Below are 16,493 nucleotides of genomic sequence, written 5' to 3'. Positions count from 1 at the left end.
TCTGAGTGCATAGATTTTTTATTTCCAAAGAAGAAATCATTGATGATAAAGCCATTGTAAAAGGACAGGACGCAAGACATATAAGAGATGTAATCAGGCTCAAAGAGGGTGAGATGATTCAACTGGTCACTGAAAGTCAGGTAATGCTTTGTATTCTTGATGAGGTATCCAGGGAGAAGGTATCCGCTCGAATAGTAGAAAAGATGGGCAAGCTCAATGAACCTCCTATTAAGCTGACCCTATTCCAGGGACTTCCAAAAGCAGCAAAGATGGAGACTATACTCCAAAAGTGCACTGAGGTTGGAGTAAGCTCATTTTATCCTGTTGCCACTGAAAGAAGTGTCGTTAAGATCAAGGAGGTTTCTAAGGAGTCGAAGAAGCTGGATAGATGGAGTACGATAATTGAGGAAGCATCTAAGCAGTCTATGAGGGATTCTATACCAAAATTAGGCAGAATTCTTAGTTTCAGCGAAATGCTAAGCTTTGTGAAAGACAAGAAGGTCCTTGTTCCCTATGAACTGGAGAGAACAAATACTCTCAGAGGTTTTATCGAGGACGCTAAGGGTAGTGAAGAAATCTGCATTATAATTGGTCCTGAAGGCGGCTTTGAGGAAGATGAGATAATGGAGTTGAAAAAAGCCGGTGCCCATACTGTAACCCTGGGAAGAAGGATACTTCGAACGGAAACTGCGGGCTTGGTTGTTGCGAGCATTTTACTTTATGAGCTTGGGGATTTAGGAGTGATTCAATGAAAAAAGTAGCATTTCATACACTTGGCTGTAAGGTCAATCAGTATGAAACAGAAGCGATGGAAGAACTGTTCAACAAGAATGGGTATGAGATTGTTGAAGAGGATTCATTAGCAGATGTTTATGTTATAAATACGTGTACAGTTACAAACCTGTCTGACAGAAAATCAAGACAATTCATTAGAAAATCCAAAAAGCTTAACCCCGATTCAGTGGTTGCTGTGGTAGGTTGCTACTCACAGGTTTCTCCGGACGAGGTACAAGAAATTGAAGGTGTAGATGTTGTGATCGGAACGAGCGAACGTGATATGGTCGTGGAGCTATGCGAAAGGGCATCAACAAATAAAGAGAAAATCAACATCGTAAGACCTGTTAAGACATATAAATCATTTGAAAAGATACGTATTGAGGAGATCAAATCAAGAACAAGGGCTTTCCTGAAGATACAGGATGGCTGTAACCAATTTTGCAGCTATTGCATTATACCATATGCAAGAGGACCTATAAGAAGCAGAGAATATGAAGATATCGAAGAAGAGGCAATGAGGCTCGCTGAGGCTGGTTTCAAGGAGATCGTTCTTACGGGTATCCATGTTGCCTCCTATGGCAAAGACTTAAAGAAGGGATCCTTAAGCGACGTTATTTCAAAGATAAGCAGAATTGAAGGAATAGAGAGGATACGCTTAAGTTCTGTAGAGCCTGGATTGATCGATAAGGACTTTATGAAAAGCATAGTTGAAAGTGGAAAGGTATGTGACCATTTTCACCTGTCACTGCAAAGTGGCTCTGATTCAGTTCTCAAAAGGATGAATAGACGCTACGACACGCAAGAATTCAGGGAAAAGGCAGAACTGATAAGAAACTACATGCCTGATGCAGGCTTGACTACTGATATTATAGTTGGATTCCCTGGTGAAACTGAAGAGGAATTTTCAGAAACAATGAGTTTTGTGGAAGAAATTGGGTTTTCCAGGATACATGTTTTCAAGTATTCACCAAGAAAGGGGACGCCTGCAGCGATCATGAAGGATCAGGTGCAGGGCGATATAAAAAACAGGAGAAGCGAGCAGCTTATCGGTTTAGGTGCCAAGCTTGCTGCCAGATTCCACAGGGAATTCGATGGCAAAACAATGTCAGTGCTCTATGAGGATGGGAATAGTGGTAAAGGGTTTTATGAAGGCTATACAACTAATTACATCAGAGTAAAAACTCCTTCACAAACAGACCTGATTGGTGATATTATTAGAACAAGGACACTGATAGGTGATGATTTGACTATGGAGGGAACTCTTCTTTAAGGGGGTGTTAATATGGATTGCTTGTTTTGCAGCATAGCAAGTAAGGATATACCCAGTCAGTTGATATATGAGGATGAATTAGTAATGGCCTTCAGGGATATAAATCCCCAGGCCCCAGTGCATTTTCTTGTCGTTCCCAAGCTTCACATCCATTCACTTGACCAGGTAAATGAAGCTCATGATGGGCTGATAGCACATATCATGAGACTTATTCCGAGCCTTGCATCCGAACAGGGAATTGTGAACGGCTACAGAGTTGTAAACAACTGCGGAAGCGACGGAGGTCAGACTGTGGGACACATTCATTTCCATGTCCTGGGTGGAAGAGAAATGTTGTGGCCACCCGGTTAAAAACAGTTGAAAAGCGAAAGGATATATTGTATAATTATTAAGTATGCATCCAATAGCTAAGTCAGTATTGTTGCACTCTTGTAGTTGAGAGGGGAGGGAAGAAACGATGACGGAAATCAAAGTTGGTGAAAACGAATCTCTGGACAATGCCCTGAAAAGGTTTAAAAGATCCTGTGCAAGGTCAGGAGTTATTGGGGAAGTCAGGAAGCGTGAGCACTATGAGAAACCCAGCGTAAGAAAGAAGAAAAAATCTGAGGCGGCAAGAAGAAAGAAGCATTCCAAGTTCTAATCGAGAAGGTGAACCTATGTCACTCAAAGATAAACTAATGGAAGAATTCAAATCCTCCATGAGGAACAAAGATACTATAAGAAAAAATACTGTCACAATGGTGAGAGCTGCAATCAAACAGCGCGAGGTCGATGAGAGGATAGAGCTCGGTGACGAGGAAGTCCTTGAAATCATATCAAAGCAGCTGAAGGAGAAAAAGATGGCAATAGAGGAATTCCGAAAGGGAAACCGACAGGACCTTGTAGATCTTACTGAAGCAGAAATGAGCATACTATTAGAGTACCTGCCCAAGCAGCTTTCTGAGGAAGAGGTTGAACAAATAGTTCGAGAAACCATAGATGAAATTGGAGCTACCTCCCTAAAGGAAATTGGGACCATAATGAAAACTGTAATGCCAAAGGTAAAGGGTAGAGCCGATGGCAATATGATCAATCAAGCAGTTAGAAAAATATTGAACTAAAACCTGAGTAAATCTCAGGTTTTTTTGGTACGACGGGCATGCCTTCTGTCTGTGGTGAAAGTCCACAAGGGGCGTAGTTGCCGACGAACCCTATAGCGACTTGCAAGGTTCACATCGTGAGGTGTGGGCGAGAGGAAGCAATAGCGAAATCGTAGCCTGACGGACAGAAACCTGATACCAAGGCTTGCATGGAGGATAAGCTGGCCAAAAGCAGTGAAGTCCAAAAGGCAATCGTAACCCATGCAGGTAGATCAGGCAGGTAGACGAGGAAAGACAGAGGACTTATCCCGTGAGGTCTCATGGGCGGCTAAAACCGTAGTAATAACGAACCATGAGAAGTCAGCAGAGGTCATAGTACTTGGAAACAAGGAAGGACTGAACAATTCAAAGTCAAATGGACTTACGGATGTAAATGCATAGGCCTGACGAGAATCTCAGTAGCGAAGACGTAACGGAGCGAAGGGTTCACAGGAGGTAAGGTTGATATGCATGAAAGCAAAACAGGAAAAGGAGACAAATCATGTCACAACTAATGGAACAGATATTATCAAGAGAGAATATGCTGCTTGCATACAAGAAGGTAAAAGCCAACAAAGGAGCAGGAGGCATAGACAACATAAGTGTAGACGAAATTGATGAATATCTGAAAGGAAACTGGGAAGACATCAAGGAACGTATTCGTAACAGAAAGTACAAACCTCAGCCGGTGCTAAGAGTTGAAATACCAAAGCCAAATGGTGGAGTAAGAAAACTTGGTATACCCACAGTGATGGACAGAATCATAGAACAGGCAATAGTGCAGGTAATCACACCCATAGTGGAGCCACATTTCAGCGAATACAGCTATGGTTTCAGGCCGGGTAGACGAGCACAACAGGCAGTCATCAAACTATTGGAATATCTGAATGACGGATATATCTACATAGTGGATATTGACCTTGAGAAGTTCTTTGATAATGTACCACAAGACAAGCTGATGACCCTTGTAGGCAAAATCATACAAGACCCTGACACAGAATCACTCATAGCTAAATATCTAAAGGCAGGAGTGATGGACAAAGGAAAATATGAAGAAACCAACGAGGGGACCCCGCAGGGAGGAAACCTCTCCCCAATACTCAGTAACATCATGCTCAATGAGCTTGACAAAGAGCTTGAAGCAAGAGGACTTAATTTTGTTAGATATGCAGATGACTGTGTAATAGCAGTAGGAAGTAGTGCAGCTTCCAACAGAGTTATGAACACCATAACAAAATGGATAGAGAGAAAACTCGGATTAAAAGTCAACGCAGAAAAGACAAGAACCACAGAACCAACAAAGCTAAAATATTTAGGATTTGGTTTTGTGAAGATGGATGGTAAATGGGAGGCAAGGCCTCATCGGGACTCCATAGTTAAATTCAAGAGAAAACTCAAGCAGCTCACAAAACGCTCATGGTCAATCAGCATGGACGATAGAATAAAGAGACTCAATTGGGTAATCAGAGGCTGGATAAACTACTTTCGAATAGGTAAAATGAAGACTAATATGATACGAATAGATGGACACTTGCGTACAAGAATCCGTATCGTGATATGGAAGCAGTGGAAAACCAGTCAGAAGAGAATGTGGGGCTTAAGAAAACTCGGTGCTCCGGAATGGATGGTAAGACAGTCGGTAGGGTTTAACAACCATTACCAGGCAGTGGCTAAAACCACAGGTTTACGTAAAATATCAAAAGAAATCCTCGCAAAGCGAGGTCTCATTAGTTGTTTGGATTATTATTTGAATTGAACCGCCGTATGCCGAACGGCACGTACGGTGGTGTGAGAGGGGAATTAATTTTCCCCTACTCGATCATTTATAGCTAAGATTTGGGTATCATAAGAAAGTAGTGCATATTGGAGGTGAACGTATTGAGGATCAGAAAAGTTGGGATTGTGTTGTTTTTGGCAATTGTGGCAATTCTCGCTGCGAGCCTGAACGTATCAGCCCAGGAAACACCCGGGAAGGTCTATGTAGTACCAATCAAGGGTGAAATCAACAGAGCGACTCACAACTTCGTTAGAGATGTAGTAGACGACTTGAACAGAGAGGGAGCTGAAGCAATAATATTTGAGATCGACACCTATGGTGGGCTGGTTGACGAGGCAATCAAGATAAAGGATGTCATTATTGATACAAACATCCCTACGATCTCCTATGTAAACAACAAGGCTGCATCTGCGGGAGTTCTTATTACCATAGCAAGCGAACATGTTGTTATGGCTGAGAACGCAGTGATTGGTTCAGCAGAAACTATACCGAACACTGAAAAAGTTTTGTCTATGTGGCGAGGAGTATTAAGAGACACAGCTCAATATCGTGGGAGAGATTCATTGGTTATTGAGGCTATGGCTGATAAGGATATTGAGATCCCGGGACTTGTAAGTGCAGATAAGCTGGTTAATCTTACAGCTCAGGAGGCTATTGAGTACGGGGTAGCTGATATCCTGACCAAGGATTACCGGGAAATGCTCGATCACTTCGGATACAATTCCTCAGACATTGAGGTTGTTGATGAAGGCCTCCAGGTAAAGCTCGCCAAGTATATCTCAAACCCGTATATCAGCACAATACTTCTTACTTTGGGATTTGTGGGATTAGTAATTGAGATTCTGACACCGGGATTTGGATTGGGAGGCACCATTTCAATAATGGGCTTTGCACTTTATTTCGGGGGTAATATCCTTGCGGGGAACTCAAACTGGACTTCACTTATCCTATTTGTCGTAGGTCTCATCCTTCTTATTATCGAGGGATTAGTACCTGGATTTGGACTTCCGGGGATAGGCGGACTCATATTTGTTATTGCGGGAACAGTTCTTGCCATGCAGGACTTGTCAACAGCGGTTCTATCCTTAAGCATTTCAATTATAATAACGGCATTGGTAGCGATAGTTATGGTTAAGATGGGATTCAAAAGTAAGCTATTAAACAAGATAATACTGAACAACCGTCTTGAGGGTAAAAAAGGCTACCTGAGTAATGAAGCTGAAGCAAATATGATCGGCAAAGAAGGTGTATCATTAACCGAGCTGCGCCCATCCGGCTTTGCGACGATCGAAGGAGAAAAGTATGATGTATTGTCTGAAGGAGGCTTTATCCCCAAGGGTACCCAGATCAAGGTAATAAGGGTAGAAGGGGCTAAAATATTTGTAAGGAGGGTATAGGATGGAACTTATTTTAACATTGGGAATTGCATTGGTAATAATTATTCTGGTTATGCTGTTCTTCACATTTGTACCTGTTGGCTTGTGGATCACAGCATTCTTTTCAGGGGTTAAGGTAAAAATCTCAACCTTGATAGGTATGAGACTAAGAAGAGTAGTGCCAAACAGGATAGTCAGCCCTATGATCAAGGCCACAAAAGCTGGTCTGGACATCAATATTGATGAACTTGAAGCTCATTACCTTGCAGGCGGTAATGTAAATACACTGGTTGATGCATTGATAGCAGCTCAAAGAGCTAACATCCCTTTGGTATTTGAAAGGGCAGCTGCAATCGATCTGGCTGGCAGAAACGTGCTTGAAGCAGTACAGGTGAGCGTAAATCCAAAGGTAATTGAAACTCCTCAAATAGCTGCTGTGGCAAAAGACGGAATAGAGGTAGTTGCTCGGGCGAGGGTCACAGTTAGGGCTAATATTGAAAGATTAGTTGGAGGAGCTGGGGAAGAGACTATCATAGCCAGAGTTGGAGAAGGTATAGTTACTACTGTTGGTAGCTCCGAAACTCATAAAATGGTTCTTGAGAATCCTGACAGCATATCAAAAACTGTACTCGGAAAAGGCTTAGATTCAGGTACGGCCTTTGAAATATTATCTATCGATATTGCTGACGTGGATGTAGGTAGAAATATCGGAGCTAAGCTGCAAATGGAGCAGGCAGAAGCCGATAAAAAGATTGCTCAGGCCAAGGCTGAGGAAAGAAGAGCAATGGCTGTGGCTAAGGAACAGGAAATGATCGCAGAGGTACAATCCATGAGAGCTAAGCTGGTTGAGGCTGAGGCTCAGGTTCCTTTAGCATTGGCAGAAGCCCTTAAAAAAGGTAATCTGGGAGTAATGGATTACTATAATATGAAAAATATACTTGCAGATACTGATATGAGAAATTCTATCTCAAAGATGACAGATGATGAGAAGAAGCAAATATAGGGAGTGATTAAATGGATAGCCCTATTAGCATTCTAATATTCTTGGTGCTTTTAAATCTTGTTATTGGAAATGCAAAAAATAAGAAGAAAGTTCAAAAAAAACGGCAACGAAGCTTTAATCAGGACACAGACAGGGAAAAAAGCACAGGGAAACAAGGGCAGGATTTAAGAAAGTCTCTTGATGAATATAGAAAACAAATAGAAAAGGAATTTGGGGGTCAGCCGGGCAAGAAGACTCAACCACAACAGAACAGGCCTGCAGCTTCAACTGCATCCCAGTTTGGCGAACCTCAGAAGCAAAAAGCTCCTGAACCTCAAAAAAGGATGGAATCAGTCAGGGATGAGCCTGTACTTCAGACCGCTGTAGTAGACGAAGGACCTCAAACTGAGTATATTGACTCAAAGATGAAGTTAGAACCAAAAAAGGATATTTTAAAGGCTATAATTTACAATGAGATTTTGAACAAACCAAAATCAATGACAAGATAGAAGATTATTTACAACAAGAGGAGTTCTTAATAGGGCTCCTCTTAAGTTTACCATAGACACAAACTGTGGAAAATCACATGGTTATGTGGTATTATTTAGGTAGCAAAGCAAATTAATCCGGGAGGTAACCACTTGGTTCAAAACAAGGAAGAAAGATCTATTTTAATAAGAGATCACCAGGTAATGAAGGAATTGCTGGGGAATCTGGATGAGAATCTATCTTTTATTAAGGAAGGGCTCAACGTGGAGGTAAGGTTAAAGGATGATTCTCTTGACTTATTTGGGTACTCAGAAGAATTAAATCTGGCAGAAGGTCTTTTGAAAAATCTGGTGTATATAATAGAAAGACAGAGAAGGCTTGATCCCCAGGATCTCAAGTATCTAATGGAAATGGCAAAGGCTGGTGGAGACTTTGATATTAGAGAGCTGCTGAATGATGTCATTTGTATTGCAGCTTCTGGGAAAACTATAAAACCAAAGACCTTTGGACAGAAGAGATATGTGGATGCACTTAGAAAACATGACATCGTATTTGGTATAGGACCTGCCGGTACCGGGAAAACCTATCTGGCGATGGCCATTGCAGTACAGGCATTTAAAAATAGAGAGGTAAGCAGGATCATACTTACCAGACCGGCGGTTGAGGCTGGTGAAAACCTTGGATTTCTTCCAGGGGATCTTCAGGAGAAAGTTGATCCTTATTTGCGTCCGATTTATGATGCTCTCTTTGATATACTTGGAGCTGATTCCTATCTAAGGTTATTTGAAAAAGGCCTTATCGAGGTAGCACCCCTTGCGTATATGAGAGGAAGAACACTTGATTCAGCCTATGTAATACTTGATGAAGCTCAAAATACAACCAACGAGCAGATGAAGATGTTTTTGACGAGGCTTGGATTTGGCTCAAAAGTTTGTGTTACAGGAGATATAACACAAATCGATCTTGGTAAGGGCAGACAGTCAGGATTAAAGACGGTAATGAAAATACTAAAGGACGTAAAGGGAATCGAATTTATAAATTTGACCAGCGCTGACATAGTAAGACATCCTTTGGTCCAGCGAATAATAAACGCCTATGAGGCCTATGAGTCAGTTGAGAATAACGGTTAAGAAACCTAAAATAGTTCAATGACCCAAGGGGGATAAATATGGAACTGTATATTGATAACAGACAGAATCAGATAGATATTGACGACAAGACAGAAGAATTACTAAAAAAAATAGCAGTGGTCTGTTTGGATATAGAGGGCTATGGCCTCGACTGGGAGATAAGTGTATCTTTTGTCACCAATGATGAGATCCGGGAACTAAACAGGGAGTATAGAGGAAAAGATGAACCAACTGACGTTCTTAGCTTTCCATTTGAGGATGAGTTCAGGATTGGGGAAAAGATGCTGGGAGATATTGTTATCTCAACAGAAAAGGTCCTTCAGCAGGCCAAAGACCTCGGACACAGTCTGCAACGGGAAATATCCTATCTTGCCGTACACAGCATGTTCCACCTGATGGGATATGACCACCTGGAGGCTGAAGAGAGAAAAGAAATGAGGTTAAAAGAGAAAAGAGCCATGAAAGAGCTGGGGATTTTCAAGGATCAGGAGGTTGAGCCATGAAGGTGAAGGAATTCATTGACAGCTTCAACTACGCAGTTTCCGGTATAATGGCAGCCATGAAAATGGAGAAAAGTCTCCGGGTCCACTACATAGCTGCTATTACTGTCATATTGCTAAGTACTTTTTTCAATTTGACCAGAGTTGAGTTTATGATCTTACTCCTGACAGTAGTCCTTGTTGTTGTTCTTGAAATGATAAACACAGCTCTGGAAAAGACGGTGGATATGATAACAAGGGACTACCATCCTCTAGCCAGAGTTATAAAGGACGTATCTGCTGGAGCAGTATTGATAGCATCCCTGAATGCTGTGGTGGTAGGATATCTAATATTCTTTGACAGACTCAATCCATTCAAAGAGCAGGTAATAACAAAGATACAAAATTCCCCTATCCACCTTACATTTGTGGCTGTGATCCTGGTCGTTCTCGCCACGATAGGCTTGAAAACCAAATTCCATACCGGAAAAGGCACTCACTTCCAGGGGGGAGTTGTCAGCGGGCATTCCGCTATATCGTTTTGCTTAGCCACGATCATATCCACACTCAGCGATAATCTGCTGATCATCACTATGGCATTCGGGTTGGCTCTTTTAGTAGCTGAAAGCAGAGTTGAAGGGAAGATACACAGTACCTTTGAAGTAATAACAGGAGGACTTCTGGGTACTTTAATAGGAATTTTAATATTTCAAATCATCGGTTAGGAGGACATTAAAATTTGAAGAAAACCAGCTATTTCGCTTTTATCCTGATATTGATAACCACATCACTGATAGGGTGTGCCAAAGCACCTGAGCCAACACAGGAACCAGAACCTGTTGCTGAGATACCAGTTGAGATACCTGAGCCTGAGCCTGAGCCGGAAATAGTAGTCCCGGAGGGGATACAATCTCCTTTAAGCGGAATTTATGGTCCCGAGGAAGTGGTCAATGGCAGGATCATGGCAATAGTATTTGACAATCATCCAGCAGCAAGATGGCAGGCGGGCTTGAAATATGCTGAGATAGTGTATGAGTATCCCGTTGAAGGAACCTTCACAAGGTATATGGGATTATTTTTATTAAATCATCCAGAGGGCCAGATCGGACCTGTGAGAAGCGCCAGACCTTATTTGGTGACAAAAGCCTATGAGTTTGATGCGATATTTGTTCATGTAGGAGGCAGTGAAGCTGCAAAATCAGATGCAAGAAATCTTAAAGTAGCTGAGATTGACGGACTAACCAGTTCACCCAGGGTTTTCTGGAGAGAAAGCAGCAAAAAAGCCCCAAACAATCTTTATACAAGCATGGATGAATTAAGAAAGGTACAAAAGGATAAAGGCTTTAGAGATAAAAGTGAAATCGAGGGCTTCATTTTCGTGGGTGAGGATGTCCCAATGACTGGTTCACCTGCCAATAATGTAGAAATCATCTATAACAAAAGCAACAATACCAGATTTGAGTATAACAATGAATCAGAGGCCTACCTCAGATTCAAGGATGGGAAGCCACATGTGGACGAATCGGACGGAAGCCAGCTTAAAGCGGACAATATAATCATTCAGAAAACAAATATTAAGGTGCTGGATAATGAGGGCAGATTAGGGATAGCGGTTGAAGGAGAAGGAAGCGGGTTATACATATCAAGAGGTCTGTCGCAGGAAATCACCTGGAGTAAGAAAAGCAGATCCGGCAAAACCTTCTATTTCGACAGCTCAGGGAACGAGATACAGTTGAAGCCGGGAATCACTTGGATCCAGATCATTGGTGGAAATTCTTCTGTAATAATTGAATGAGGTGAGAGATTTGGACAATAAAAAGCTTATAAGAAAAGCCTTGGAAGCTAAGAAAATGGCGTATGTTCCCTACTCAGGCTTTCACGTAGGTGCTGCGGTAGAGATGGAGGATGGAACCGTATTTACTGGCTGCAATATAGAAATAGTTTCATATTCGCCAACCATATGCGCAGAGAGGACAGCAATTTTCAAGGCAGTTTCTGAAGGCCATAAAAAGATCAGGAAGGTTGCAGTTGTTGGAGATTCCCACCACACCTATCCCTGTGGAGTGTGCAGACAAGTAATACGGGAGTTCGGAAAGGATGCAAGGATCCTTATAGCAAACACAGAGGATGATTTTCTGGAGTACGGTCTGGATGAGCTTCTTCCACATAGCTTTGGCCCGGAGGAGCTTCTTCCTGATTCAGAGGAGGAAAATAATGTATAAATCAGGTTTTGTAACAGTCATTGGAAGACCCAATGTTGGCAAATCGACATTGCTCAATCAGGTAATTGGAGAGAAGATTTCAATTATCTCAGACAAACCTCAAACAACGAGAAATAAAATACAAATGGTTTATACCGGAGATGATTTTCAGATAGTGTTTCTGGACACTCCAGGCATTCAGATGCCAAAAAATATCCTTGGTGACTATATGCTCAAAATATCCAGAACTACACTTGAAGAGGTAGATATTGTGACCTTCATGGTTGACGATAGTCTTGAGACAGGTAAGCTGGACAGCTATATTCTGGGGGAATTAAGAGCTATTTCCACACCGATTGTTTTATTGATCAACAAGATCGATAAACTTGCGAAGGAAGATATTGCAAAGCTTGTTGACAAATATGATTCCATGGGTCTTTTCAAGGGAATAATACCAGTTTCTGCCCTAAATAATGATAATCTTGACAGGTACATCCAAGTCCTTAAAAATATGCTTCCGGAGGGGCCGCAGTATTTTCCCGATGATATGATAACAGATCAGCCAGAACGCTTTATAATATCTGAAATAATCAGGGAAAAAGCGTTGATAAATCTTGAGGACGAGATACCCCATGGAATTTATGTGGAAATTGACAAGATAGTCGAGAGAGAGGATAAGGACATTCTCGATGTATTTGCAAACCTTTATTGTGAAAAGGAGTCCCATAAGGGCATGGTTATCGGCAAACAGGGAAAAATGCTGAAAATGATTGGGCAACAGGCCAGAGAAGACATAGAGCGGCTAATGGATACAAAAGTTAACCTGCAGATATGGGTAAAAGTAGAGAAAAACTGGCGAGAGAGAGCAAACAAGGTAAAATATTTTGGGTACAAGTAGGCGCATGTAAGGGATGAAAATATGGCAAAAACCTTTGGTATAGTGCTATCCTGGATCAAATATAAGGAGAGCAGTAAAATTGTAACATTATTCACTGAGGATCTTGGCAGGATCAGCATTATGGCTCAAGGTGCCCTTAAGCCCAAATCCCAAATTTTGGCGGCAACAGAGGTTTTCAGTAAAAGTCATTTTGAGCTAAAAAAAGGGAAAAACTTCTACTACATCGAATCTGCAGAGCTTGAAAGCTCAAACTTTACTATCCGCCAGGACATAGACAGGCTGACATACGGATTTTACATCCTTGAACTGGTTGAAAGATCAGTGCCTGAAGGGGAATCATCCTCGAAGATATTCAATATGCTGGACAAAGCTTTGTTCGATATGTCCAGTTCCATGAAGCCAATATTACAGACAGTAGCTTTTGAACTTAAAATGATCTCGATCCTCGGGTACAGGCCGCAGTTGTCTAAATGTCTTAAATGTGGGAGAACTGCATCTGAAATTTGGGATTTCAGTATAATAGAAGGAGGCGTATATTGCGACAGCTGCAGAAAAGGCTCAGGTGTGCTTATAGATCAGGCTTTATTTGAGGCAATGGGCAACATACTACTGTCAAGGTTTGATCAGCTGGATGAGCTGAACCTAAGCACTGAGGCTTTATTGAGGATACACAGTATCCTATATCAGTTCATTATATACAATCTCGATTTAAAGGAGTTAAAATCCCAAACAATGCTGCAAAGGGGACAAAAGCTATAGAAAAGCACCGTCTTGACACAAACGCCATAATTTGTTAGATTAATGTTTATAAACTGAACAATTGCATTGACGCAGAGAGTAGCTGCAGAGTAAGGACAAAGAGAATCCGGAAGAGGTGGGAACCGGGTACCTTAGATGCAAGCAAAAGGCACTGCCGAGCAAGCTTACTGAGAGAATACCTTTCGGTATTAAGTAGGGTGGAACCGCGGAAGATACCTTTCGTCCCTATAGGGATGACAAGGTTTTTTTGTATTCAAAAATATTGAGGAGGGCTAAGATGTATTTTCAGGATTTAATGCTGAAATTGCTTAATTACTGGGGAGAAAAAGGTTGTATAATAGCAGAGCCATACGATGTGGAAAAAGGAGCAGGGACAATGAGCCCTCACACATTCCTTAGGGCACTTGGTCCGGAACCTTGGAAGGTGGTATATGTTGAGCCGTCAAGAAGACCTGCTGATGCCAGATACGGGGAAAATCCAAACAGAGTCTATCAGCACCACCAACTCCAGGTTATCCTCAAACCATCCCCTGATGATATCCAGGATCTTTACCTGGACAGCCTGAGAGCTATAGGTATCGACCCCCTTAAACATGACATAAGATTTGTCGAAGATAATTGGGAAGCTCCTACTCTTGGCGCATGGGGACTTGGTTGGGAAGTATGGCTTGATGGGATGGAAATAACCCAATTCACCTATTTCCAGCAAGTCGGGGGGATCAATTGTGATTTGGAATCAGGAGAGATAACCTACGGACTTGAAAGAATAGCCATGTATCTGCAGGACGTTGACAATGTATTCGACATAAGATGGAACAAGGATTTTACCTATGGAGACATTTTTAAAAAGGCGGAATACGAGCATTCCGTATATAGCTTCGAGAAGGGTGATATTGAAGTTTTGAAGGGTTTGTTCAATACTTATGAGAATGAAGCCAGAAAGATTATAGAAGAAGGTCTGGTGCTGCCAGCATATGACTATGTACTAAAATGCTCCCATACCTTCAATGTTCTTGATGCAAGGGGCGCAATATCTGTATCAGAGAGGACATCCTACATTGGCAGGGTTAGAAATCTTGCAAGGAGTATTGCAAATCTCTACATTCAGCAAAGAGAAGAAATGGGTTTTCCATTGCTTAAGAAGGACGGTGAATTAAATGAATAGAAAGTATCTCCTGGAAATAGGAGTTGAGGAGCTTCCGGCAAGATTGATAAATGATTCCTGCAGTCAGCTTCATTTAAATATCGAAAAGCTATTGAAAAATGAAAGACTTTCATTTGAAAAAATCAACATCCTCTCTACACCACGAAGATTGACCTGCATCGTTGAAGGGCTCGGAGATGCTGGAGGAAGCGAGGAAATTGTTGTAAAAGGACCTGCCAGGAGGATAGCCTATGATGCATCCGGAGAACCTACCAAAGCTCTTCTTGGTTTTATCAAGGGGCAGGGGGTACTGATGGAGGATGTCTTCATTCAGGAATTTAATGGGGATGAGTATGTCTACGCAACCGTCCGAAAGGAAGGTAAGGCAGTTGAAAGGGTATTGAAAGAGAATATTGGTGAAGTGATCAGGGCAATCGGTTTTCCAAAGTCTATGAGGTGGGGCGGTAAGAACCTAAGGTTTGCAAGACCTATAAGGTGGCTGGTATCTATTCTTGATGATAAGGTTCTGTCATTTGAGCTTGAGGGAATTATTGCTTCGAATATCACAAAAGGTCACAGATTCCTGGGTAGTCAGGAGATCGTTATAGATGCAATAGACTCTTACAAGAGCGTGATGGAGAAAAACTATGTGATCGTGGATCCTGATGAGAGGAAGGATATGATACGTTATGGAGCAGAAAAATTAGCCAGAGAGAAGGGGGGATCCATCCAAAAGGATGAAGGTCTGCTTGACGAGGTTACAAATCTGGTGGAGTACCCCACTCCAATAATTGGTAGGATCAGGGATGAGTACTTGAAGCTTCCCTTTGATGTAGTAACTACTCCAATGAAGGAGCACCTGAGATATTTTCCAGTTCTTGACGGTAAGGGAAGACTTCTTCCTTACTTTATAACCGTCAGGAACGGTGATGGAAATCATGTGGAAACTGTCGTTAAGGGAAATGAAAAGGTTCTTGGTGCAAGGCTGGAGGATGCAAAATTCTTTTACAAGGAGGACATGAAGCTTCCGTTGGAAAATTATGTCGAGAAACTTAAGACACTGACATTCCAGGAAAAACTTGGGACAATGCACGATAAAACCTTAAGACTACAAAAGCTCGTCAAGAAAATTTCGGATTATCTTGAGGTTGGAGAAGAAACTGAAAAGAATGTGTCAAGGGCAAGTCACTTGGCGAAAGCTGACCTGGTAACGAAAATGGTAACTGAGTTCACAGAACTTCAGGGGAAAATAGGCATGGAGTATGCGCAGGAGGCTGGAGAAAATGAAATCGTCAGCCTGGCTTTGTTCGAGCAATACCTGCCAAGATTCTCTGGTGATAAGCTGCCGTCCACAACTGCTGGCTCCATACTGTCAATGGCTGATAAACTGGACTCTATTTGCGGACTATTTGCCATTGGGATTCAACCGACAGGATCCCAGGATCCATTTGCGCTAAGAAGAAGTGCTTTGGGGATAATAAATATCATCATAGATAAGAAACTTAACATATCCCTGTTAGACCTGATCGACTTCTCTTTGTATATATATGTTGAAGAAACTGGACTTGCTTGCGACTACAATAAAGTAAGAGGTGAAATACTGGACTTCTTCATGGGTAGGGTAAGGAACCTGTTCCTTGATAATGGAATACCCTACGATGTGATCGATTCAGTTATTCATACAGGAACAGACAACATATATGACATGAGAATAAGATGTGAAAAACTGGATTCATGGGCAAAGGGAAATGATGTTGCTGATATTCTCGCAGCATTTGGCAGGTTATCCTCTTTGGCTGTTAAGACTGACAAAACAGAGGTCAAGAGAGACCTTCTTACAGAGGAAGAGATTCTTTTGTTTGATGCTTACAATGCTATCGAAGAAAAAGTTGACACTCATATCCAGAAAAAGGAATATGATAAAGCCCTTGTTGTCCTTGGGACACTTAGATATAGAATTGACGGATTCTTCGATAAGATAATGGTAATGGTCGACGACTTGGAGCTTAGAAACAACAGATTGGCACTTTTAAGAAAAATTTACGAAACGATGATGAGAGTTTGTGATTTGACCTACATCGTCGGAAGATAGA

19 protein-coding genes are annotated in these 16,493 nt (G+C 41.8%); all 19 read left to right on the top strand.

Features of this window, described 5'->3' with window-relative positions:
• Positions 1-5 precede the first annotated feature (5 nt).
• Positions 6-752 (top strand): RsmE family RNA methyltransferase, encoded by a 747-nt coding sequence (locus EC328_RS06510; RefSeq protein WP_128426046.1) that lies wholly within the window; start codon positions 6-8, stop codon positions 750-752.
• Positions 749-2,047: a tRNA (N(6)-L-threonylcarbamoyladenosine(37)-C(2))-methylthiotransferase MtaB gene (mtaB, locus tag EC328_RS06505; RefSeq protein ID WP_128426045.1), complete on the top strand. Its 1,299-nt coding sequence runs from the start codon at positions 749-751 to the stop codon at positions 2,045-2,047. Before EC328_RS06510 ends, mtaB begins: the two co-directional genes overlap by 4 nt.
• A gap of 12 nt (positions 2,048-2,059) precedes the next feature.
• On the top strand, positions 2,060-2,398 hold the full coding sequence (locus tag EC328_RS06500; RefSeq protein WP_128426044.1) for a histidine triad nucleotide-binding protein: 339 nt from the start codon (positions 2,060-2,062) through the stop codon (positions 2,396-2,398).
• Between the two features lie 106 nt (positions 2,399-2,504).
• Positions 2,505-2,687, top strand: a complete 183-nt coding sequence (rpsU, locus tag EC328_RS06495) for a 30S ribosomal protein S21 (protein ID WP_128426043.1) — start codon at positions 2,505-2,507, stop codon at positions 2,685-2,687.
• Between the two features lie 16 nt (positions 2,688-2,703).
• Complete coding sequence (locus EC328_RS06490) at positions 2,704-3,147, top strand: GatB/YqeY domain-containing protein (RefSeq protein ID WP_128426042.1); 444 nt, start codon at positions 2,704-2,706, stop codon at positions 3,145-3,147.
• Positions 3,148-3,387: 240 nt separating this feature from the next.
• A complete protein-coding gene (locus EC328_RS06485; protein WP_128425093.1) occupies positions 3,388-3,567 on the top strand; it encodes a hypothetical protein in 180 nt (59 codons plus the stop codon).
• A 112-nt stretch (positions 3,568-3,679) separates the two neighbouring features.
• Positions 3,680-4,921, top strand: a complete 1,242-nt coding sequence (ltrA, locus tag EC328_RS06480; RefSeq protein WP_240671456.1) for a group II intron reverse transcriptase/maturase — start codon at positions 3,680-3,682, stop codon at positions 4,919-4,921.
• 122 nt (positions 4,922-5,043) lie between these two features.
• Positions 5,044-6,339 (top strand): NfeD family protein, encoded by a 1,296-nt coding sequence (locus tag EC328_RS06475; protein ID WP_240671458.1) that lies wholly within the window; start codon positions 5,044-5,046, stop codon positions 6,337-6,339.
• Position 6,340: 1 nt separating this feature from the next.
• Positions 6,341-7,321, top strand: a complete 981-nt coding sequence (floA, locus tag EC328_RS06470; RefSeq protein WP_128426041.1) for a flotillin-like protein FloA — start codon at positions 6,341-6,343, stop codon at positions 7,319-7,321.
• A gap of 11 nt (positions 7,322-7,332) precedes the next feature.
• Entirely contained in the window at positions 7,333-7,809 is a 477-nt protein-coding gene (locus EC328_RS06465; protein WP_128426040.1) for a hypothetical protein, read from the top strand.
• Positions 7,810-7,992: 183 nt separating this feature from the next.
• Positions 7,993-8,919 (top strand): PhoH family protein, encoded by a 927-nt coding sequence (locus EC328_RS06460; protein WP_128427010.1) that lies wholly within the window; start codon positions 7,993-7,995, stop codon positions 8,917-8,919.
• 38 nt (positions 8,920-8,957) lie between these two features.
• On the top strand, positions 8,958-9,422 hold the full coding sequence (gene ybeY / locus EC328_RS06455) for an rRNA maturation RNase YbeY (RefSeq protein ID WP_128426039.1): 465 nt from the start codon (positions 8,958-8,960) through the stop codon (positions 9,420-9,422).
• Positions 9,419-10,123, top strand: a complete 705-nt coding sequence (locus EC328_RS06450) for a diacylglycerol kinase (RefSeq protein ID WP_128426038.1) — start codon at positions 9,419-9,421, stop codon at positions 10,121-10,123. Before ybeY ends, EC328_RS06450 begins: the two co-directional genes overlap by 4 nt.
• 14 nt (positions 10,124-10,137) lie before the next feature.
• On the top strand, positions 10,138-11,193 hold the full coding sequence (locus EC328_RS06445) for a DUF3048 domain-containing protein (RefSeq protein WP_128426037.1): 1,056 nt from the start codon (positions 10,138-10,140) through the stop codon (positions 11,191-11,193).
• A 10-nt stretch (positions 11,194-11,203) separates the two neighbouring features.
• Positions 11,204-11,620: a cytidine deaminase gene (locus EC328_RS06440; RefSeq protein ID WP_128426036.1), complete on the top strand. Its 417-nt coding sequence runs from the start codon at positions 11,204-11,206 to the stop codon at positions 11,618-11,620.
• Positions 11,613-12,497, top strand: a complete 885-nt coding sequence (gene era / locus EC328_RS06435; RefSeq protein WP_128426035.1) for a GTPase Era — start codon at positions 11,613-11,615, stop codon at positions 12,495-12,497. Before EC328_RS06440 ends, era begins: the two co-directional genes overlap by 8 nt.
• A gap of 21 nt (positions 12,498-12,518) precedes the next feature.
• Positions 12,519-13,256, top strand: a complete 738-nt coding sequence (gene recO, locus EC328_RS06430; RefSeq protein ID WP_128426034.1) for a DNA repair protein RecO — start codon at positions 12,519-12,521, stop codon at positions 13,254-13,256.
• A 277-nt stretch (positions 13,257-13,533) separates the two neighbouring features.
• Positions 13,534-14,421, top strand: a complete 888-nt coding sequence (gene glyQ / locus EC328_RS06425) for a glycine--tRNA ligase subunit alpha (protein WP_128426033.1) — start codon at positions 13,534-13,536, stop codon at positions 14,419-14,421.
• Complete coding sequence (glyS, locus tag EC328_RS06420) at positions 14,414-16,492, top strand: glycine--tRNA ligase subunit beta (protein WP_128426032.1); 2,079 nt, start codon at positions 14,414-14,416, stop codon at positions 16,490-16,492. The genes glyQ and glyS overlap by 8 nt, the downstream gene beginning before the upstream one ends.
• Position 16,493 lies beyond the last annotated feature (1 nt).

Source organism: Gudongella oleilytica, from assembly GCF_004101785.1.
Taxonomy (GTDB): domain Bacteria; phylum Bacillota; class Clostridia; order Tissierellales; family Tissierellaceae; genus Gudongella; species Gudongella oleilytica.
This window is presented reverse-complemented; position numbering and strand designations above follow the sequence as displayed.